This window comes from Microbacterium sp. P5_B6 (assembly GCF_056400345.1).
Window position 1 is genome coordinate 48255 of sequence record NZ_JBFULL010000007.1, and the last position, 19668, is coordinate 67922.

At 68.3% G+C, this 19668-nt stretch carries 18 protein-coding genes, 2 tRNA genes and 1 pseudogene; 12 read left to right on the plus strand and 9 right to left on the minus strand.

Translation table 11 applies throughout. From position 1 onward, the window contains the following. Positions 1 to 54: 54 nt before the first annotated feature. Positions 55 to 1269, minus strand: coding sequence for a ferrochelatase (locus tag AC1DP3_RS11520; RefSeq protein ID WP_477293370.1), 1215 nt, complete (start codon positions 1267 to 1269; stop codon positions 55 to 57). A gap of 58 nt (positions 1270 to 1327) precedes the next feature. Between AC1DP3_RS11520 and AC1DP3_RS11525 the strand changes: the two genes are divergently transcribed. The 6 genes and pseudogenes from AC1DP3_RS11525 to AC1DP3_RS11550 all read left to right on the plus strand — a co-directional run bounded on the left by AC1DP3_RS11525 (position 1328) and on the right by AC1DP3_RS11550 (position 9416). After that, entirely contained in the window at positions 1328 to 1696 is a 369-nt protein-coding gene (locus AC1DP3_RS11525) for an ArsR/SmtB family transcription factor (protein WP_477293372.1), read from the plus strand. A gap of 23 nt (positions 1697 to 1719) precedes the next feature. Continuing rightward, entirely contained in the window at positions 1720 to 3384 is a 1665-nt protein-coding gene (locus AC1DP3_RS11530; RefSeq protein WP_477293374.1) for a SulP family inorganic anion transporter, read from the plus strand. 126 nt (positions 3385 to 3510) lie between these two features. Continuing rightward, positions 3511 to 6066, plus strand: a complete 2556-nt coding sequence (gene pepN, locus AC1DP3_RS11535; RefSeq protein ID WP_477293376.1) for an aminopeptidase N — start codon at positions 3511 to 3513, stop codon at positions 6064 to 6066. A 93-nt stretch (positions 6067 to 6159) separates the two neighbouring features. Next, positions 6160 to 7218 (plus strand): mechanosensitive ion channel family protein, encoded by a 1059-nt coding sequence (locus AC1DP3_RS11540; RefSeq protein WP_477293377.1) that lies wholly within the window; start codon positions 6160 to 6162, stop codon positions 7216 to 7218. Continuing rightward, positions 7215 to 7589: pseudogene (locus AC1DP3_RS11545) on the plus strand (globin); the annotation flags it as partial. The gene AC1DP3_RS11540 and the pseudogene AC1DP3_RS11545, both read left to right, overlap by 4 nt. A 159-nt stretch (positions 7590 to 7748) precedes the next feature. Beyond that, positions 7749 to 9416, plus strand: a complete 1668-nt coding sequence (locus tag AC1DP3_RS11550) for an FAD-binding dehydrogenase (RefSeq protein ID WP_477293664.1) — start codon at positions 7749 to 7751, stop codon at positions 9414 to 9416. 35 nt (positions 9417 to 9451) lie between these two features. On the opposite strand, the gene AC1DP3_RS11555 is transcribed toward AC1DP3_RS11550, so the two are convergent. Both AC1DP3_RS11555 and AC1DP3_RS11560 read right to left on the minus strand, forming a co-directional pair. Then, positions 9452 to 10480, minus strand: coding sequence for a magnesium and cobalt transport protein CorA (locus tag AC1DP3_RS11555; protein WP_477293379.1), 1029 nt, complete (start codon positions 10478 to 10480; stop codon positions 9452 to 9454). Positions 10481 to 10595: 115 nt separating this feature from the next. After that, positions 10596 to 11276 carry a DUF8185 domain-containing protein gene (locus tag AC1DP3_RS11560; protein WP_477293381.1) on the minus strand — a complete coding sequence of 227 codons (681 nt, stop codon included), beginning with the start codon at positions 11274 to 11276 and terminating at the stop codon, positions 10596 to 10598. A 56-nt stretch (positions 11277 to 11332) separates the two neighbouring features. On the opposite strand from AC1DP3_RS11560, the gene AC1DP3_RS11565 reads away from it, so the two are divergent. Beyond that, entirely contained in the window at positions 11333 to 12223 is an 891-nt protein-coding gene (locus AC1DP3_RS11565) for an acyl-CoA thioesterase (RefSeq protein WP_477293383.1), read from the plus strand. Between the two features lie 15 nt (positions 12224 to 12238). On the opposite strand, the gene AC1DP3_RS11570 is transcribed toward AC1DP3_RS11565, so the two are convergent. The 4 genes from AC1DP3_RS11570 to AC1DP3_RS11585 all read right to left on the minus strand — a co-directional run bounded on the left by AC1DP3_RS11570 (position 12239) and on the right by AC1DP3_RS11585 (position 15754). After that, positions 12239 to 12766: an acyl-CoA thioesterase gene (locus tag AC1DP3_RS11570; RefSeq protein WP_477293385.1), complete on the minus strand. Its 528-nt coding sequence runs from the start codon at positions 12764 to 12766 to the stop codon at positions 12239 to 12241. A gap of 72 nt (positions 12767 to 12838) precedes the next feature. Next, a complete protein-coding gene (gene ettA / locus AC1DP3_RS11575) occupies positions 12839 to 14518 on the minus strand; it encodes an energy-dependent translational throttle protein EttA (protein WP_477293387.1) in 1680 nt (559 codons plus the stop codon). 98 nt (positions 14519 to 14616) lie between these two features. Beyond that, positions 14617 to 15186: a DUF6993 domain-containing protein gene (locus AC1DP3_RS11580; protein WP_477293389.1), complete on the minus strand. Its 570-nt coding sequence runs from the start codon at positions 15184 to 15186 to the stop codon at positions 14617 to 14619. A gap of 40 nt (positions 15187 to 15226) precedes the next feature. Continuing rightward, positions 15227 to 15754 carry a single-stranded DNA-binding protein gene (locus tag AC1DP3_RS11585; RefSeq protein ID WP_477293391.1) on the minus strand — a complete coding sequence of 176 codons (528 nt, stop codon included), beginning with the start codon at positions 15752 to 15754 and terminating at the stop codon, positions 15227 to 15229. A 244-nt stretch (positions 15755 to 15998) separates the two neighbouring features. On the opposite strand from AC1DP3_RS11585, the gene AC1DP3_RS11590 reads away from it, so the two are divergent. Continuing rightward, complete coding sequence (locus AC1DP3_RS11590; protein WP_477293393.1) at positions 15999 to 16262, plus strand: hypothetical protein; 264 nt, start codon at positions 15999 to 16001, stop codon at positions 16260 to 16262. A 2-nt stretch (positions 16263 to 16264) separates the two neighbouring features. Here AC1DP3_RS11590 and yczR read toward each other — a convergent pair whose 3' ends face one another. Further along, positions 16265 to 17689 carry a MocR-like transcription factor YczR gene (yczR, locus tag AC1DP3_RS11595; protein ID WP_477293395.1) on the minus strand — a complete coding sequence of 475 codons (1425 nt, stop codon included), beginning with the start codon at positions 17687 to 17689 and terminating at the stop codon, positions 16265 to 16267. A 61-nt stretch (positions 17690 to 17750) separates the two neighbouring features. On the opposite strand from yczR, the gene yczE reads away from it, so the two are divergent. After that, the gene (gene yczE / locus AC1DP3_RS11600) at positions 17751 to 18389 is read left to right on the plus strand and encodes a membrane protein YczE (protein WP_477293397.1); all 639 of its coding nucleotides are present in this window, start codon (positions 17751 to 17753) and stop codon (positions 18387 to 18389) included. Here the strand turns inward: yczE and AC1DP3_RS11605 are convergent. Then, positions 18349 to 18561 carry a methyltransferase gene (locus AC1DP3_RS11605; protein WP_477293398.1) on the minus strand — a complete coding sequence of 71 codons (213 nt, stop codon included), beginning with the start codon at positions 18559 to 18561 and terminating at the stop codon, positions 18349 to 18351. The two genes, yczE and AC1DP3_RS11605, sit on opposite strands and share 41 nt — an antisense overlap. A gap of 177 nt (positions 18562 to 18738) precedes the next feature. Here AC1DP3_RS11605 and AC1DP3_RS11610 point away from each other — a divergent pair. The 3 genes from AC1DP3_RS11610 (at position 18739) to AC1DP3_RS11620 (ending at position 19666) form a co-directional block, all read left to right on the plus strand. Continuing rightward, positions 18739 to 18811, plus strand: a tRNA-Arg gene (locus tag AC1DP3_RS11610). A 112-nt stretch (positions 18812 to 18923) separates the two neighbouring features. Continuing rightward, entirely contained in the window at positions 18924 to 19550 is a 627-nt protein-coding gene (gene orn / locus AC1DP3_RS11615) for an oligoribonuclease (RefSeq protein ID WP_477293400.1), read from the plus strand. Between the two features lie 40 nt (positions 19551 to 19590). Then, a tRNA-His gene (locus tag AC1DP3_RS11620) sits at positions 19591 to 19666 on the plus strand. The last annotated feature ends 2 nt before the right edge of the window (positions 19667 to 19668 follow it).

Below are 19668 nucleotides of genomic sequence, written 5' to 3' on the forward strand. Positions count from 1 at the left end.
GATGCGTGCGGGATGCGGGCCTCGAGCGCCCGCACATGGGGTTTGGAAGGAGCGTCAGGGTGCGATGCCGGCCGCGGCCGGCTTGAAGCCGGCGCGGATGTTCTCGCAGCATCCCGGGCGGCACACATCGAACCAGGGTCCGAGGTCGGTCTCGTGCGGGCGCTGGGCTGCCGGCGTCCCCGACGTCCGCTCGAGGAGCAGGTCGACGAGACCCGAGACATAGACGGGGTCCACGCCCGGAGTCGGCGTCCGCACCGCCCGGATCCCCGCCTCGGCGGACGCCTCCATGGCCTCGGTGTCGAGGTCCCAGAGGACCTCCATGTGGTCGCTCACGAAGCCGAGCGGGACGATGGCGATCGCCTGGATGCCGGCATCCGGAAGCGTTGCGATCACATCGTTGATGTCGGGCTCGAGCCATGGCTGCGACGGCGGGCCGGAGCGCGACTGGTACACGAGCTCCCAGCCGACCTGTGCTGCGCTCGGGTCCCCGTCGGCGAGGGCGGACATGATGCGCTCGGCCACCGCGGTGTGCTGCGCCGCGTACGCCCCGCCCTCGCCCCAGTCGACGTCGCGCGGACCAGAGCGCTGCGCGTCCGCGAGCGGCACGCTGTGCGTGGAGAAGAGCACCCGGATGGCCTCGGGGGCGATGCCCTCGGCGCGGAACCCGGCGATCGCCTCCCGCACACCGGCTTCGAACGGGGCGACGAAGCCGGGATGGTCGAAGAACTGCCGCACCTTGTCGATCGTCACCGTCTCGCCGAGCCCGGTGTCGGTGAGCACCCGCGCGAAGTCCTCGCGGTACTGGCGGCAGCTCGAGAACGAGCTGTAGGCGCTGGTCGCGATCGCGATGAGCTTCGTGTGACCGGATGCCGCGGCATCCGTCACCGCCTCATCGAGGTAGGGAGCCCAGTTGCGGTTGCCCCAGTACACGGGCAGAGCGATGCTGCGGCGGGCGAGCTCGTCCTCCAGTGCGGCCTTGAGCGCCCGGTTCTGCTCGTTGATCGGGCTGACCCCGCCGAAGTGCCGGTAATGGTGGGCGACCTCCTCGAGGCGCTCGTCGGGGATGCCGCGCCCGCGCGTCACGTTGCGGAGGAACGGGATCACATCGTCCTGCCCCTCCGGGCCGCCGAAGCTGGCGAGGAGGATCGCGTCGTAGGCGACCGGGACCTCGATGTGCGGTGAACCCGACGATGCCTCGGCCGACGCGAAGAGCACCCGCACGTCATCGGGCTGTTCGACCTCGACCTGGTTCTCGCTCGCTTCGACCACGCTTCCATCCTGCCATCGCCCGTCCGACCCGGCGTGTCGACGATATGATGACTTCATCATGCCATTCAGCCATGCGGAACGCCCCCTGTACGAAGTGAAGGCGAACCTCTTCAAGGGGCTCGCGCATCCGTTCCGGATCAGGCTCCTCGAGCTGCTCTCCGCGTCGCCCGAGCTGAGTGTGGCCGTCCTGCAGGACGCCACTGGACTCGAGGCGTCCCATCTCTCCCAGCACCTCGCGGTGCTGCGCAAGCACCGGCTCGTCGAATCCGAGCGCCGCGCGAGCCATGTGTACTACCGTCTGGCCGACCCGCATGTCGCTGAGCTGCTCGGTGTCGCCCGCGCGCTGCTGCTGGCGATCCTGGAGGCCGACGGGGTGCGCCTGGGCGATGCCATCCAGCTTCCGGCGCTGCCGACGGCGCGGCGATGACGGAGATGGAGGGCCGGAGGAAGATGACTCGTCGGCTGGGCTCCGCCATCATGTCGCTCCTGCCGAATCCCGCCGACTATGCGGGGCTGCCACGCTCGTGGCGGGCAGATCTTCTCGCCGGCGTGACCGTCGGAATCGTGGCCCTCCCCCTCGCTCTGGGCTTCGGAATCAGTTCCGGCCTCACCGCGGAGCAGGGACTCATCACGGCGATCGTCGCAGGACTCATCGCCGCGATCTTCGGCGGCTCCCACGTGCAGGTGTCCGGGCCCACCGGAGCGATGGTCGTGATCCTCGTTCCGATCGTCGCCGAGCATGGGATCACGGCCGTCGCGACGCTGAGCCTGCTCGCGGGGGTCGTCGTGGTGATCGCAGGGGCGCTGCGACTGGGACGAGCGGTGTCGTTCATCCCTTGGCCGGTGATCGAGGGGTTCACTCTCGGGATCGCCGTCATCATCGGCGCACAGCAGATCCCGCTGCTGACCTCTCCCCACTCAGCCGGGGCAGGCGAGCACAGCTCCAACGCCCTCGTTGCCGCCGTGCAGTCGATCGCGACCGCAGACTGGTCCTACGTTCCGTGGGCGGTGGGTGCGGCATCCGTTGTCGCCGCCTGCATGCTCTGGGCGCCCTCCATCCATCGGGGACTCCCCGGATCGCTCTTCGGCATCGCCGTGGTCACCGCTGTCGTCACCGTCGTTCCGACCCCGTTGGCCGTGATCGGTGCGCTCCCCTCCTCGCTCCCCCTCCCGTCACTGCCCGATGTGAGCATCGGCGAGGTCGGGCCGCTGCTGCTGCCGGCCTTGACTGTCGCCGCGCTCGCGGCCATCGAATCGCTCCTTTCCGCGCGCGTCGCATCATCCCTCGCAGACACCGGCGCCTTCGATCCCGATCGCGAACTCATCGGACAGGGTCTCGCCTCGATCGGGTCGAGCCTTTTCGGCGGGATGCCGGCCACGGGCGCGATCGCGCGCACCGCGGTCAACGTCCGATCGGGCGGCCGCACCCGCGCTTCCGCCATCGTGCACGCCGTCGTGCTCCTCCTGGTGGTGCTCATGGCAGCGGGGCCGGTAGGACTCATTCCCCTCGCCTCACTCGCGGGCGTGCTGATGGTGACGGCGACGCGGATGGTGCAGCCATCGACCGTCCGATCGATCCTCCATTCGACCCGCTCGGACGCGCTCATCTTCGTCGTCACGGCGATCGTCACGGTCTCGGTCGACCTCGTCGTGGCTGTCGCCATCGGTGTCGTGGTCGCCGCGATCTTCGCCGTGCGCGGCCTGTCGCGCGCCACGGGGGTGACGTGGGAGCCGATCGCAGGGGGCGCGCATCAGGGCGACGAGCGCATAGCGATCGTGCGGTTGAACGGTCCGCTGGTCTTCGCCGCCGCCGATCGAGTCTTCGACGCGGTGACGAACGTGGGGGACGTATCCGTCGTCGTGCTGCGGATGTCGCGGCTCGAACTCGTCGACGCGACAGGTGCGCATGTGCTCGCCGATATCGTGCAGGCTCTGGAGCGCCGAGGCGTGACGGTGCTGATCAAGGGACTCCAATCGGGCCATGAGGAGCTCTTCCGCACAGTCGGCGTGCTCGACGCCCTGAGACATCACAAACACCTCTTCTCCGATCTCGATGCGGCGGTGGAACACGCGCGGAGCCACATTCGACGAGAGCGCGATGCCGCGAGCGCGTAGGGTGGAGCGTTGTCGCGCGCGCCAGCCACCGCTGGCATCCGCCGGTTCTCGAAACAGCCAAGCCACATGCGAGACGCGTCGGCGCGACATCACACCGTCCCCCATCGCAGTCGGGAGAACAGCGAAGTGCCTGGAGAGAATCTCACCCGCGTCGAAGCGCAGGAGCGCCGCGCGATCATCGATCCTTCGGGGTCGGGAATCTCGTACGAGATCAGCCTCGACCTGACGACCGGCGAAGAGACCTTCGGATCGCGCACGGTCGTCCGCTTCGGAGCGACACCCGGCGCGTCGACCTTCATCGATCTCATCGCCCGCGACGTGCACGCGATCACGCTGAACGGCCGCGCGCTCGACGGCGCCGCCTTCGCCGACTCGCGGATCGCGCTCGACGCACTCGAGGCCGAGAACGAGCTGGTCGTCGACGCCGATGCGCTCTACACGAACACGGGCGAGGGCCTCCACCGCTTCGTCGACCCCGTGGACGACGAGGTCTACCTGTACTCGCAGTTCGAGGTGCCGGACTCTCGCCGCGTGTTCGCGGTGTTCGAGCAGCCCGACCTGAAGGCGACGTTCCAGTTCACCATCACGGCTCCCGAGCCGTGGAAGGTGGTCAGCAACTCCCCGACTCCCGAGCCCCATCGGCACGGCGACGGCACAGCCACGTGGCGGTTCGAGCCGACGCCCCGCATCTCGTCCTACATCACGGCGCTCATCGCCGGGCCGTACGAGCAGGTCACGTCCGAGCTCACCAGCTCCTCCGGCCGAGTCATCCCCCTCGGCGTCTTCGCTCGCAAGAGCCTGTGGGAGTATCTCGACGCCGACTACGTCTTCGACACGACGCGCAAGGGCTTCGCGTACTTCGAGGAGAAGTTCGGCTACCCGTACCCGTTCGCCAAGTACGACCAGCTCTTCGTGCCGGAGTTCAACGCCGGCGCGATGGAGAACGCCGGCGCGGTCACCTTCACCGAGACGTACGTCTTCCGCAGCAAGGTCACGGATGCTGTCAAGGAGCGTCGCGTCGTCACGATCCTGCACGAGCTGGCGCACATGTGGTTCGGCGACCTCGTGACGATGAAGTGGTGGAACGACCTCTGGCTCAATGAGTCGTTCGCCGAGTGGGCGTCGACGATCGCGACCGCCGAGGCCACGGAATGGACCGAGGCCTGGACGACGTTCAACGCGATGGAGAAGACCTGGGCCTACCGGCAGGACCAGCTCCCGTCGACGCATCCCGTCGTCGCGCAGATCAACGATCTCGAGGACGTCCAGGTCAACTTCGACGGCATCACGTACGCCAAGGGCGGCTCGGTGCTCAAGCAGCTCGCCGCGTGGGTCGGCGTCGAGGCGTTCTTCGCCGGCGTCGCCGCCTACTTCAAGAAGCACGAGTGGTCCAACACGGAGCTCTCCGACCTCCTGACCGAGCTCGAGACGACGAGCGGTCGCGAGCTGGCGACCTGGTCGAAGAAGTGGCTGGAAACAGCAGGCGTGAACACGCTCTCCCCCGAGATCGCGACGGACGCGAGTGGGGTCATCACGCGCTTCGCCATCGTCCAGACGGCCCCCGCCGACTACCCGACGATCCGGCCGCACCGCCTCGGCGTCGGCTTCTACCGCCTGCAGGGCGACGCCCTCGTGCGTGTTCACCGGATCGAGCTGGATGTGGACGGCGACCTCACCGAGGTACCCGCGCTCAAGGGGCAGACCCGACCGGATCTCGTGCTGCTGAACGACGAGGACCTCGCGTACGCGAAGATCCGCCTCGACGACCGTTCGCTCGCCACCGCGATCGGGCACCTCGGAAAGATCAGCGACCCCCTCGCCCGGTCACTGGTCTGGGGCGCCGCCTGGGATCAGACACGGGATGCCGAGGCCTCGCCGAGCGCCTACATCGACCTCGTGCTGCGCAACATCGGAGCCGAGACCGAGTCCACGACCGTGCGCACCACCCTCGCCCAGCTGCAGCTGGCCGCGAACTCGTATGTCGCGCCCGAGAAGCGGTCCGCTGCGCGTGAGAAGGTCGCGGACGCGCTTTGGGAGCTCGCCCGCGCCGCAGAGCCCGGCAGCGACAGCCAGCTCCAGCTCGTGACGGCATTCGCGAGTGCCGCCTCGACGGCCGCGCACTGGGACCGCGTGCGGCACGTGCGTGCCGGTGAGATCGACTTCGACGGCCTGGAGATCGACACCGACCTGGCATGGCAGCTGCTGGTTTCGCTCGCGGCCGGCGGGGTGATCGGCGACGCCGAGATCGACGAGGCCCTGGCCGCCGACAACACCGCGAAGGGCGGGGAGTTCGCCGCTCAGGCGAAGGCGGCGCTCCCGACCGCCGCAGCGAAGCAGGCGGCGTGGTCGTCGCTGATCGACAGCGACGAGCTGCCCAACACGCTGGTGCGGTCCACTGCCGTCGGCTTCACCCACCCCGCGAGCGTCGAGCTGCTGAACGACTTCGTCCAGCCGTATTTCGACATGCTGCTTCCGGTCTGGGAGTCGCGCAGCTATCAGATCGCGCAGTACCTGATCGTCGGGCTCTTCCCCGCGCCGCTCGCGAGCATCAGCCTGCGCAACGCGACTCGCTCGTGGCTCGCCGCGAACAAGGATGCCGCGCCCGCTCTGCGCCGTCTCGTCGGCGAGAACCTCGCCGGCGTCGAGCGTGCCCTGCTCGTCCAGGAGCGCGACGCGCAGTGATGGCAGACGGATGCCCCACCCCCCGTCGGTGGGGCGCGGCATCCGCTTCCGGAGCTTGACGATGCGACACTCGAACGCTGAAGGAACCGCCGCATGATCGACTGGGCCCAATTCTGGAACTCGGTCGGCGCGAATCTCCTGATCGCCGGGCAGAAGCTCCTGGCGATTCTGGGGATCATCCTGGCCGCCCTCATCCTCGCCTGGATCATGAGGGGACTCATCGGACGCATCGTCGACCGGATCGTCTCTGGCGCGAAGACCAAGGCCAACGTGGACGACACACAGGCCCTGGACCGCTCGCCCCTCGCTCAAGTGCGGCTCGTGCAGCGCACGAGGACCCTCGGATCCATCCTCACCAACATCGTGAACACGACGATCGTGATCGTGGCCCTCATCCTCGTGGTCTTCACGATCAGCCCGGACATCATCGGCTCGTTCACCCTGCTCACCGCCGCGATCGGCGCCGGCCTCGGCTTCGGCGCCCAGAACATCGTGAAGGACGTGCTGAACGGCATCTTCATCGTGGCCGAAGACCAGGTGGGCATCGGCGACGTGGTCGACCTCGGGCTGGCGACGGGGATCGTCGAGTACGTGAGCGTCCGTGTCACACACGTGCGCGATGTCAACGGCACCCTCTGGTACGTGCGCAACGGCGAGATCACGCGTATCGGCAACATGTCGATGGGCTGGTCGCGCGTCATCATCGACCTCGCGGTGCCGGCGGATGCCGACATCGGCGACGTCGAATCGGCGATGCTCGAGGCGGCGAAGGATCTCTCGGTCGACCCCAAGTGGCGGAGCCGGATCCTCGAGAAGCCCGAGGTCTGGGGGCTGGAGTCCGTGTCGGGCGATGCCCTCGTGATCCGCCTGGTCATGAAGACCCGCGCGAACGCTAAGGACGACGTCGCCCGCGAGCTGCGGATGCGGCTCAAGCACGCGATCGACGAGCTCGGGCTCACTCTCCCCCAGCTCAACTCGATCACCCTCACCGGCGTCGACGCCGCGCAGCGCGTGCGCGGCGCGAACCCGCCGAAGACGAAGCCCATCACCCAGCCGATGCCCGAGAAGCCCGTCTGGAAGCCACGCCTGCCCCGGCGCGCTCCCAAGCCCGATGATGACACCGAACGCCCGGACGGAGGACCGACGCCATGACCGAGAACCCGGATGCCGCACCGCTGAGCTTCTACGACGAGGTCGGCGGTCACGAGACCTTCGTCAGGCTCGTGGCGGCCTTCTACCGCGGGGTCGCGTCAGACCCGGAGCTGCGGTCCATGTACCCCGAAGAGGACCTCGGTCCGGCGGAGGAGCGGCTGAGGCTGTTCCTCGAGCAGTACTGGGGCGGCCCCACCACGTACAGCCAGGAGCGCGGACACCCCCGGCTGCGGATGCGGCACGCCTCCTTCCATGTGAACCCCGCAGCCCGCGACCTGTGGCTCCGCCACATGCGTGCCGCCGTAGACGAGCTGCAGCTGTCGCCCCTTCACGAGGCGACGCTGTGGGACTACCTGCAGCGTGCCGCGCACGCGATGGTCAACACCTTCGAGCCCAGCGGCATCGGACCGTCCTCCGACGGCCGGGGCGCAGCATCCCTGCCCCTCACCGCGTCGCCGCTCGGCGACACGTCCGCTCGACCCCCCCCCCCCCCCCGGATACAAGAACCGCTCGACGACGAAGGAGTCGCCATGCCCCCCGCCACCACCCATTCCGCCGATGTGCTCGTCATCGGATGGGGCCTCGCCGGCCTCGTCGCGGCCGGCGAAGCCGCCGCCTCAGGCAAGTCCGTCGTGATCGTCGACCAGGAGCCCCGTACGAATCTCGGCGGCCAGGCGTGGTGGTCGTTCGGCGGTCTCTTCTTCGTCGACTCGCCCGAGCAGCGGCGGATGGGGATCAAGGACTCCCTCGACCTCGCACGCCAGGACTGGTTCGGCAACGCGGCGTTCGATCGGGAGGACGATGCGTGGCCCCGCCGGTGGGCCGAGGCGTACCTGCAGTTCGCGGCCGGCGAGAAGCGCTCCTGGCTGCGCGAGAAGGGCGTCGGCTTCTTCCCCGTCGTCGGCTGGGCCGAGCGGGGCGGATACACCGCTCTCGGTCCCGGAAACTCGGTCCCCCGCTTCCACATCACGTGGGGCACCGGCCCGGGCATCGTCGCGCCGTTCCAGGCGGCCGTGGAGGCGGGCGAATCCGCCGGCCTCGTCACGATCCTCCCCCGGCACCGCGTCACCGCCCTCACGCTGTCCGAAGGCACCGTGACCGGTGCGACGGGCGACCTCCTCGCTCCCTCCGGGGCGACACGCGGCGTCGCATCGTCACGGGAGGTCGTCGGATCGTTCGAGATCTCGGCCGCCGCCACGATCGTGTCGTCGGGAGGCATCGGCGGAAATCACGAGCTGGTGCGAGAGTGGTGGCCCGAGCGTCTCGGCACACCCCCGGCGAGCATGGTCACCGGCGTCCCCGCCTATGTCGACGGATCGATGCAAGTGGTCACCGAGGCGACGGGTGCGCGGCTCATCAACCGTGACCGCATGTGGCACTACGTCGAGGGCATCCAGAATTGGAATGCGGTGTGGCCGGATCACGGCATCCGGATCCTGCCCGGCCCTTCCTCGATCTGGCTCGATGCGACAGGCAAGCGACTGCCGGTGCCCCTCTTCCCGGGCTTCGACACGCTGGGGACGCTCGCCCACCTGCGTGGGACGGGCCATGACCACTCCTGGTTCGTCCTCTCGCAGAAGATCATCGAGAAGGAGTTCACGCTCTCTGGCAGCGAGCAGAACCCTGATCTGACCGGCAAGGATGTGCGGCTTCTCGCGAAGACCCGGCTGGGCAAGGGAGCCGGCGCACCGGTGCAGGCCTTCATGGACAAGGGCGCCGACTTCGTCGTCCGCGACACGCTCGAGGAGCTCATCGCCGGGATGCAGGCGCTGCCCGGCGGCGACGTGCTGGATGCGGAGCGGGTGCGGCTCGAAGTCGAGGCGCGCGACCGCGAGATCGACAACGACTTCACCAAGGATGCCCAGATCGCGATGCTGCGCTCGGCGAGGGACTATCGCGGCGACAAGCTCATCCGCACCGCGACGCCCCATCGCATCCTCGACCCGAAGTCGGGGCCGCTCATCGCGGTCAAGCTCCACGTGCTCACCCGCAAATCGCTCGGCGGCATCGAGACCGACCTGTCCGGTCGTGCGCTCGGCGCCTCGGGCGAGCCGATTCCCGGGCTGTACGCAGCCGGGGAGGCCAGCGGATTCGGCGGAGGAGGAGTCCACGGCTACCGGGCGCTCGAGGGCACCTTCGTCGGCGGATGCCTGTTCTCAGGTCGCGTGGCGGGCCGCGCTGCAGCAGCCGCCGTCTAGGGTGGTGCGCCCGGCCGGCGCCGGTGTCCCCGGCGTCAGAGCCACTTGCGCGCGCGGAACACGAGATAGAGGCACAGTGCCGACGCCAGCATCAGGAAGAGCGCGAACACGAACCCCCACCGCCAGGTGAGCCCGGGGATTCCGACGAAGTTCATGCCGTAGACGGCCGCGACCAGTCCCGGCGCGAAGATGATGGCCGCCCACGCCGAGATCTTCTTGGAGTGCTCGCTCTGCGCGAGACTCGTCTCGGTGAGCCGGCGCATCTCGTCGTTCTGCTGCTGTGCGACGAGCGTGGCGTGTGTCTGCAGCGCGTTCGCGAGCGTCTGGCGGAACTCCTCGACCTTCTCCGTGATGGAGATGACGTGGTCGAGGACGTCACGAAACGATCGCCGGAGCTCGAGTGCGTGCGGATCGTCGTGGTTCTCGGCCTCGAGGTCGTCGCGCAGCGTCGTGACGATCTTGACGAGAGGGCGGATGGCGCGCTGCAGCTCCATCACCTCGCCGGACAGGTCGTAGATCCGCTTGGCCACGGCACGGTCCCCGGAGAAGAGCTGGAACTCGATCTCGTCGATGTCGTTCTCGAGACCCGAGACGACCGGCTCGTACTCGTCGACCACTTGGTCGACGATCGCGTACAGCACGCCGAGCGGCCCGCGTTCCAGGAGTTCGGGGGTCGTCTCGAGGCGCGCCCGCACCCTCTTCAGGTCGGGCGACTCTGCCTGGCGGATGGCGATGACGAAGTTGGGACCCACGAAGACGTGCACCTCGCCGAACTCCACGGATTCGTCGGCATCCATGTAGCGCGCGGGTCGGAGGACGACGAACCGCGTCTCGCCATACCGATCCAGCTTCGCGCGCTGATGCCCGGTGAGGGCATCCTCGACCGCGAGTTCGTGCAGCCCGAACTCGGCCGCCGCAGCCGCGAGCTCGGCCTCGTCCGGTCGATAGAGCCCGATCCAGGCGAACCCGCCCATCCGGCCGACGGCCTCGAGGGTGCCCGCCAGCCCCGCGGGTGTCTCCACCCTGCGGCCGTCGACGTAGACCGCGTCATCGATAAGTGTCACGCGCGACAGTCTGGCAGTCGAATGTGTCGCCCGACGCGGGCATGACTCTCGACGCGCAGATGACGGGTCGCTTCACACGCCCGGATGCGCTGCTCCCGCCGAAGCGATCGGGCGGTCAGTCCTCCCGCGTGCCGCCCGTCGCGCGCACCGGCCCGAGGCCGATCCGCTGAGGACCGCGCACGAGGATGTGTCCGCGCGCGAGGGTCAACCGCGACCAGGGTCCCGCGGTGAGGAGCCGGGCATCCTCCTCCCCCACGATGAATCCCAGCGCGAAGGCGGCGAAGGCCGCGCCGAGGGGAAGGCCGGCCAGCTGGTCGTCGGGCGCTCCCCAGACCGAGGCCCGGACGGTGCGGACCACATCTTCTCCGGGGTCGGCCGGCATAGCCTCCGCCACCGAGGCGATGCCGAACTGGGCGCGCGCGGCGAGCACCGCGGCGCGGAGCGTCCCTGCGGCCTCCCAGCCGCCCTTGGGGGGCGCCACGCCGGCCCATGCCGGCGACACGGCGACTTCCGGCAGGATGATCGCCCGCTCGTCGTCAGGCGCGGCGACGAGGAGGGGAGCCTCGACCACCAGGTCGCAGACCAGCTCCGGGTCTACCGGAAGAGCCCGCAAGGCGAGCACGGTCGGTGTCGCGTCGAGCAGCCCGCGCGGCGCGAGCGGTGCGGAGGTCATGGCAAGTGTGCCGTTCGCCGCCTGCAGACGCACCCCACTGTCACCGAGCCGTGAGGTGCGGCTCGCGAAGGTCAGAGCATCGGCGGCGGCTTCGGCATCGGGGAAGATCAGGCGCTGCGACATCCGCCCTAAACTACCAAGCGTCGCGGGATCCCTCCCGCAGAAGTCGGGAGGATGCTGTGACAGACGCCGCCGAGAAGCCTCTGGACGTCGATCCCGTCGCAGCGCTCCTCAACGTCTTGAACCTCGCCGACTCCACCGCGCGGACCACCGAGGACATCTTCACGGGCGTCTCGCAGCCGATGCCGTTCGGCAGGATCTACGGCGGGCAGGTGCTCGCGCAGTCGATCATCGCTGCCGAGCGGACGATCCCTGTCGGCCGTGCCGTGCACTCGATGCACGGCTACTTCCTCCGACCGGGAGACTCCTCCAAGGGGCTGACGTTCGCCGTGGACCGGATCCACGACGGTCGCTCCTTCTCGACGCGCCGCACGCAGGCCTTCCAGGATGGAGTGCCGATCTTCTCGATGATCGCCTCCTTCCAGGACGACGATGAGGGCCTCGAGCATCAGGACCCGATGCCCACCGGCATCCCTTCCCCTGATGACCTCCCCGATCTCGAGGACCATCTCACAGGCATCCACCCGATGAGCAAGCGGCTCTTCCTCGATCGCCCGGTGGACCTCCGGCACGTGCCCTCGCCGATCTATGTGTCGGTCGAGGGCGCGCTCGAGCCTCGACAGGCGGTGTGGATGCGCGCCCGCAGACCGCTCCCGGACGACCCCGCCGTTCACCGTGCGGCGCTCGCCTACATCAGCGACCTGACGATTCAGGAGTCCATCCTGCGCGCGCATGGCATCGCCTGGACGCGTCCTGACCTCAAGGTGGCGAGCCTCGACCACGCCATGTGGTGGCATCGCCCCGGACGGATCGACGACTGGCTGCTCTACGTGCAGAAGTCCCCGAGCGCGCGCGGCGGGCGAGGCCTTGCGACGGGCAAGATCTACACGGCAGACGGGATGCTGGTGGCCAGCGTGGCCCAGGAGATCATGGTCCGCGTTCCGGACTGAATGCCGGGCCGGCCCTCAGGCGCGGTGCGCGTAGACGATCGGGGCGCCGAGATACGGGGTCCACGCGGCGCGTTCCTCGGCCGAGAGCCGCAGGGGCCTTCCCGTCGCCGCGTCGACCTTCACCACGACGGTGGTCGCGCGCGCGTAGACCGTCTGACGGCCGTGCTCGCCGGCGGTCTCTCGAGGACTGCAGACCTCGTAGCAGACCTCGATGCTCGAGCCGCCGAGCTTGCCGAACCACATCTGCACATCGAGCGGATGCCGCTGATAGGGAACGGGCGCGAGGTATTCGATCTCCTGACGAGCGATGAGGGTCAGCACGCCGCTGTGCAGGCTCGACTCGAGGACGGCCGTGGGCGGCGCGGTTTCGCCCGGATCCGGGAGCCAGAACGCGCGCACACGAGACTCTTCCAGCAGCTTGAGCATCGATGTGTTGTTGACGTGATTGAACGCATCGAGGTCGCCCCAGCGCAGGGGGATCGGGATGTGGAGGCGCGCCCCATCCGGCGTCGCCTCCACCTCAGCGACCGGCGTGTCAGTCACGGGTGCTCCTCACTGCGTTCGTCGGCACGCCTCCATGCCGTCTGCGTCCGAGCACGCTCGGGTGCGTTCGCCTCAATCGCGTGTGAGCTTGCGATACGTGGAGCGGTGCGGCTTGGCCGCGTCGGCCCCGAGGCGCGCGACCTTGTTCTCCTCGTACGCCTGGAAGTTGCCCTCGAACCAGTACCACTTGTCTGGATCTTCGTCGGTGCCCTCGTACGCCAGGATGTGCGTCGCGATGCGGTCGAGGAACCATCGGTCGTGGGTGATCACGACGGCACAGCCAGGGAATTCGAGAAGAGCGTTCTCGAGCGATCCGAGCGTCTCGACATCCAGGTCGTTCGTCGGCTCGTCGAGGAGGAGCAGGTTGCCGCCCTCCTTGAGAGTCATGGCGAGGTTGAGACGATTGCGCTCACCACCGGAGAGCACACCCGCCTTCTTCTGCTGATCCGGACCCTTGAAGCCGAACTTGGAGACGTACGCGCGGGACGGAATCTCGATCTTGCCCACCGTGATGATGTCGAGGCCGTCCGAGACGACCTCCCACAGGGTCTTCGTCGGGTCGATGTTGGCCCGAGACTGGTCGACGTAGCTGATCTTGACCGTCTCGCCGATCTTCAGGTCGCCGCCATCCAGCGGCTCGAGCCCGACGATCGTCTTGAAGAGTGTCGTCTTGCCCACGCCGTTCGGGCCGATGACGCCGACGATTCCATTCGGAGGCAGGCTGAAGCTCAGTCCGTCGATGAGCGAGCGGCCCTCGAAGCCCTTCTGCAGCTTCTTCGCCTCGAGGACGATGCCGCCGAGGCGTGGCCCTGGGGGGATCTGGATCTCATCGAAGTCGAGCTTGCGGGTCCGGTCGGCTTCGGCCGCCATCTCCTCGTAGCGCGCCAGACGCGCCTTCGACTTGACCTGGCGACCCTTGGCGTTCGAGCGGACCCAGTCGAGCTCATCGGCGAGGCGCTTGGCGAGCTTCGCGTCCTTCTTGCCCTGGACGTCGAGGCGCTCGCGCTTCTTCTCGAGATAGGTCGAGTAGTTGCCCTCGTAGCCGATGAGGCGCCCCCGGTCGACCTCGGCGATCCACTCCGCGACGTTGTCGAGGAAGTACCGGTCGTGGGTGATGGCGATCACAGCGCCGGGGTACTTCTGAAGGTGCTGCTCGAGCCAGAGCACGCTCTCTGCGTCGAGGTGGTTGGTGGGCTCGTCGAGGAGCAGGAGGTCCGGCTTCTGCAGGAGCAGCTTGGTGAGCGCGACGCGACGCTTCTCACCGCCCGAGAGCGGGGCGATCTCGGCATCGCCGGGCGGAGTACGCAGCGCGTCCATGGCCTGCTCGAGCTGCGAGTCGAGGTCCCACGCGTCGGCCGCGTCGATCTCCTCCTGCAGGACTCCCATCTCCGCCAGCAGCGCGTCGAAGTCGGCGTYGGGATCGGCCATGAGGCCCGAGATCTCGTTGAACCGGTCGACCTTCGCCTTGATCGCGATGCCCTCCTGGATGTTCTCCAGGACGGTCTTCGTCTCGTCGAGCACGGGCTCCTGCATCAGGATGCCGACGGTGAACCCCGGGGTCAGCTTCGCCTCGCCGTTGGACGGGTGGTCGAGGCCCGCCATGATCTTCAGGATCGTCGATTTGCCGGCACCGTTGGGGCCGACCATGCCGATCTTCGCTCCGGGGAGGAACGACATCGTGACGTCATCGAGGATCAGCTTCTCGCCGACCGCTTTGCGGGCACGGACCATCTGGTAGATGTACTCAGCCATAACCGGTCCAGTCTAGGGCCGTGGCCTGCCCGGTCCCGCCGATGGCCAGGAGTCGGTGCCGGCTCCCGCGCTGCGCAGTGTGCGCCGAGCGGATCAGGTCACCAGTCGATGGGCCGCGTATCGCCGATCAGGCACTCACCGGAGCCCACGGTGCGCAGCACCACCGCAACCGGCGATCCTGTCGCCGGGCCGACCTGCCCGACGAGGCACTCGCCGGCCCAGAGCACCGCGAACTGAATGCTCTCGGCCGGGTTTCCCACCGTCGACTCGTCATTGGTGACCTGCATCGCGGCCTTGTCGAACCCGCCCGCGGCGAGCGCATCGATGTAGGCCCGACCGGACACGTTGTCCGGACCGGCCCACACCGCGGCGACGATGGAGCTGAAATACGGCAGGTTGTCTGCTGCTGTCCCATCCGCCTTCAGCGCCGGCGCCGATTCCGTCGGGGCAGGGGACGGAGACGTGTCGGACGGACTGCCGGACGGGCTGGCCGACGTCGTCGGCATGGAAGTCGGGCCGGACACATCGGGACCCGACGCCACGCACCCCGCGAGCATCGCCACGATCAGCAGACCGGCGAGACCGGCCGCGGCGCCTCTGGTGGCCCACTTGCCCGTTCGCGTGGTGGGCCGACGGCCGGGGCGCGAGGGGGGCTCGGGTCGGAACACAGGGAGAGTCTAAGCGTGCGCCGCCGAGCCCCCGCCGTGCTCAGAACGGCGGATCGCCCGCCTCGAATGACTCAGCGCCGTCACCGCGCAGATCGGCTCCGACGAGCGCCGTCTCAGGTTCGCCTGCTCCGGGAACCGCCCAGCTGGCGGAAGAGTCCGACTCCGTCCAGGTGGAGTCGACGTTCTGTGCAGCGCCGACTGCGGGGAGAGGGGCGGCATCCTTTTCAAATCGGGACGTGCCGAACAGAAGATCATGACCGATGGAATCAGCATCGATCTCCACCGCGATGCCCTTCTTGGTGCCGGTATCCCACTCCCGCACGCGCAGGCGGCCGGTCAGGACCACCCGGTCACCCTTGTGCAGCGAGGCCATCGCGTGGTCGGCGAGTCGCCTGTAGGTCGACACGTTGTACCAGTTGGTGCCCGAGTCGGTCCAGCTGCTGGTCGCGTTGTCGTATCGCCGCTGTCCGCTTGCGACCCGGAAGGTCGTGATCGCCACTCCGGCGGCCGTGCGCCTCTGCTCGGGCGGCGTGGCGATGTTGCCGGTGACGGTGATGGTGTCGGTCATTTCGCATCCTCTCTCGCGCCCGAGGCCGATCCTCGGGCCGCGCTGCCGCCCGAGTGCCCGTCGGGCGGCAGCGCCTGATCCAGGTTGCTTCGACCACCTCCGCGAGCGAGCGCCGATGCGACGCTTGGGGACAGTTCGTCTGCTGTCGTCGCATGGGGAGGAATCGGCAAGCCCGCCCGCGTCCTGCCCTCCGTGCGGAATGTCGGAGGTCGTACATATCTTCGAGAGTGACGAAGGAGGGACCATGACCTCACTCACCCAGACGACGACATTCGCGCCGCCCCTTCTGCGCGGCGGCACTCCGGTTCGCCTCGCACAGGCCGCTGCCGGGCTGTGGCGCGTGATCGACCCCGACGGCCGGATCATCGGGCATCTCGAGGCCCGAGCCGAGCATCAGGGGATCCGCTATCGAGCGCGCCGGTTCCATGCGCCGAGTCGCGCGTTCCGAGATCTCGGCGCCTTCTGGTCTGCGGACGATGCGGTCGAGTGCCTGCGGCTCGGCCGGTGAAGTCACACCACCGATTCGAGCTGGTGGTACGCGGCGACGGGAGCGCCGCCGCGCACCTGAGGCCACGCCTCGGCGAGGATCCCCACCGCACGCCGCAGGTTGTCGGCGGGGGCGGTGAAAGGAAGTCGCAGATGACGGTCGTGGCCACCGTCCACCGAGAACCGGGGGCCGGCAGAAAGCAGAAGCCCGCGAGAGCGGGCATCCATGACGATCGCCGAGCTGAGCGGAGCATCCAGCTCGATCCACAGCGACACTCCGCCCCGCGGACGCGGCACGGACCACTCAGGAAGGGCGGAGCGCAGCGCATCGACCGCCGCGTCCCGACCTTCGCGGAGAACGTGAGACCGCTGGGCGACGATCTCGCCGAATCTCGGAAGGAGCTCGGCGGCGACCGCCTGCTCGAATTCGGGCGTGCCGAGGTCGTGGGTGGATCGGGCAGCGATCAGTCGGCGCACCAGATCGGCACTCGCACGGATCCATCCGACCCGGAGTCCACCCCAGACCGTCTTTCCGAGAGATCCGATGCGGACGACAGAGCCGGAGTCCGCGTCTACGAATCCGGGCGATACCGGACCCCGGTCGATATCCAGGTCAGCCGTCGTCTCGTCAAGAACGAGCAGGGTTCCCGACCGCTCGGCGGCCGTGAGAATGACCGCGCGGTCCTCGCCCGTCATGGAGTGACCGGTCGGGTTGTGGAAGTCGGGCATGAGGTAGGCGAGGACAGGGAGCGTCCGGGCGAGCGCCTGTTCGGCCCTGTCCAGGTCCCAGCCGTCGGACGTCGTGACCGGAAGTCCCACCAACCGGGCGCCGGCGCTTCGAAAGGCGTCCGCCGCGTGAGGGTAGGTAGGTGTCTCGATGAGCACCCGATCACCCCGCCCGAGCAGCACCGAGGCGAGGAGGTGGATCGCCGATTGTGCGCCCGTCGTCACGACCACCTCGCTGGGATCGGTCGGGATGCCGCGCTCGGTGTAACGGTCGGCGATGGCGGATCGCAGGTCGGTGCGGCCGAGCACGTCATACCCACTCCGAGTGACGAGTGCCGCCGATCGACTCGCCACATCGACCATGACCCGGGCAAGACCCGGCCATGCGGGAGGGCTCGCCTGCTGGAGATCGATTCCTCCCTGGGCATCCATCGAAGTGCCGGGATCATGGCGACGCAGCGGCAGCGTGACGCTGCCCGACCCACGCGTGCTGGCGATGTGCTCCGAGTCGCGAAGACTCCGATACGCGGCCGCGACAGTGCTGCGGCTCACACCGAGTGCGCCCGCCAGTTCTCGTTCGGCGGGGAGGGTCGTCCGCGGAGCGAGCCGGTTGTCGAGGCAGAGCAGACGGATCGCATCGGCCAGCGCCTCGTATGCAGGCTCGCTCGCGCGCCACCCGCCCAACGCCGAGGTCAGGGCGCGAGCAGACATTCGGGAATACATGGGGCCAGATTAGCAAGATTGGACTGCATGGGTCATGCCAATATTGCGATTGGATCTAGTCATGACCCGCCGCGTCGTTCAACTCCTCATCGGACTCGTCCTCTATGGCTTCGGCTGCGCCCTGACGATCGAGGCGGGGCTGGGTGTCGACCCGTGGACCGTCTTCGCGCAGGGCGTGTCAATCCATACGGGCATCGGAATCGGCTGGGTGACCAACATCGTGGGCTTCCTCGTCCTGCTGCTCTGGATTCCACTCAAGCAGAAGCCCGGCATCGGCACGATCGCCAACATCCTGCTCGTGGGGACGAGCATGCAGTTCGCTCTGTCGGTACTGCCGCCCGTGAGCGGCGTCGTCGCGCAATTCGGCACCCTCTTCGGCGGCATCCTGACGGTCGCCGTCGCGTCAGGGCTCTACATCGGCGCCCACTTCGGGCCCGGTCCGCGCGACGGGCTGATGACCGGACTCCACGTCCGGCTCGGCTGGCCCGTGTGGCTCTGCCGCGGCTCCGTCGAGGTCACGGTGCTGCTCGTCGGCTGGATGCTCGGCGGCACGGTCGGAACCGGCACGATCCTCTTCGCGGCCCTCATCGGGCCACTCGTGCACCTCGCGCTGCCGCTCCTCGACGCGACGCGTCCCCGGCGAGAAGTCTCGCCCGAGGTCAGTGCTCGCGGAACTCAGGCCGGTCCGAGCCCGGCTTGAGGTGTGCCACCAGCGCGCTCTTGGCGACCTCGAGGGCGGGGTAGACGCCGATCGCGGATTCGGCCCCCACCATCTTCACCGAGAAGGCGTCATCCGCGGACTTCTCGATTGTTCCGACGGCACCTGACGGCCCGTACGCCACCCAGAGGCGGCGAGTCTGCGTGTCACCCATGTCGAACTCCTTCCGGCCGGTACCTTCCTGACGCTACGCCCGGGGGTGTCTTCTGGCCAGCGCTTCACGGGCGGTTCACGGGAATCGCCGATGGGGATCTGTGCCTCTGGCGGCGAGGCGGGGAACCTCATCGATTCCGCATCGTCGGCCCTGGCCCGGTAGCCTGATACCACCCATCCCTCCGTAGCTCAGGGGACAGAGCGAGCGGTTTCTACCCGCAAGGTCGGGGGTTCGAATCCTCCCGGAGGGGCTGTCAGGCTGAGTCGCCCACCGACCGCGTGGTTGCCGCGGGCGGCTGGCGCCCTTGGCACATCGTCGCGGGCCAGACCGGCATGTCGGGGCCCGTCACTAGGATGGTCGACATGGTGGGCGCTTCCGAGAACGATCGACTCGTATGGATCGACTGCGAGATGACGGGCTTGGATCTCGACCAGGACGAACTCGTCGAGATCGCGGTCGTTGTGACCGATTTCGAGCTTCGGGCGCAGCATCCGGGATTCCAGATCGTGATCAAGCCTGACGACTCGGCGCTCACTCACATGAGCGAGTTCGTCCGTGAGATGCACACCCGATCAGGACTCATCGATGAGATCCCGAACGGTGTGAGCCTCGCGGATGCCGAGTTCCAGGCACTCGAGTACATCCAGCAGTTCGTTCCCCTCGAAGGCAAGGCCCCGCTCGCCGGCAACACCATCGGCACCGACCGCATGTTCCTCGCCAAGTACATGCCGCGCATCGACCACTGGCTGCACTACCGCAACGTCGACGTCTCGAGTGTCAAAGAGCTGTCTCGCCGCTGGTATCCCCGCGCCTACATACACGCGCCGGTCAAGGGCGGAGGGCATCGCGCGCTCGCGGATATCCAGGAATCCATCCGAGAACTGGCGTACTACCGTCAGGCCGTGTTCGTTCCGCAGCCGGGTCCGACGAGCGACGGCGCGCGCGCCGCTGCGGCCTCTGTCGTGTCCACTTTCGCTCCCGGGGTGTGAGAGAATCGTCTGGTTGCCCGCTCAGGCGGGAGACAACATGGTGGGTATAGCTCAGTTGGTAGAGCACCTGGTTGTGGTCCAGGGGGCCGCGGGTTCAAGTCCCGTTACTCACCCCAAT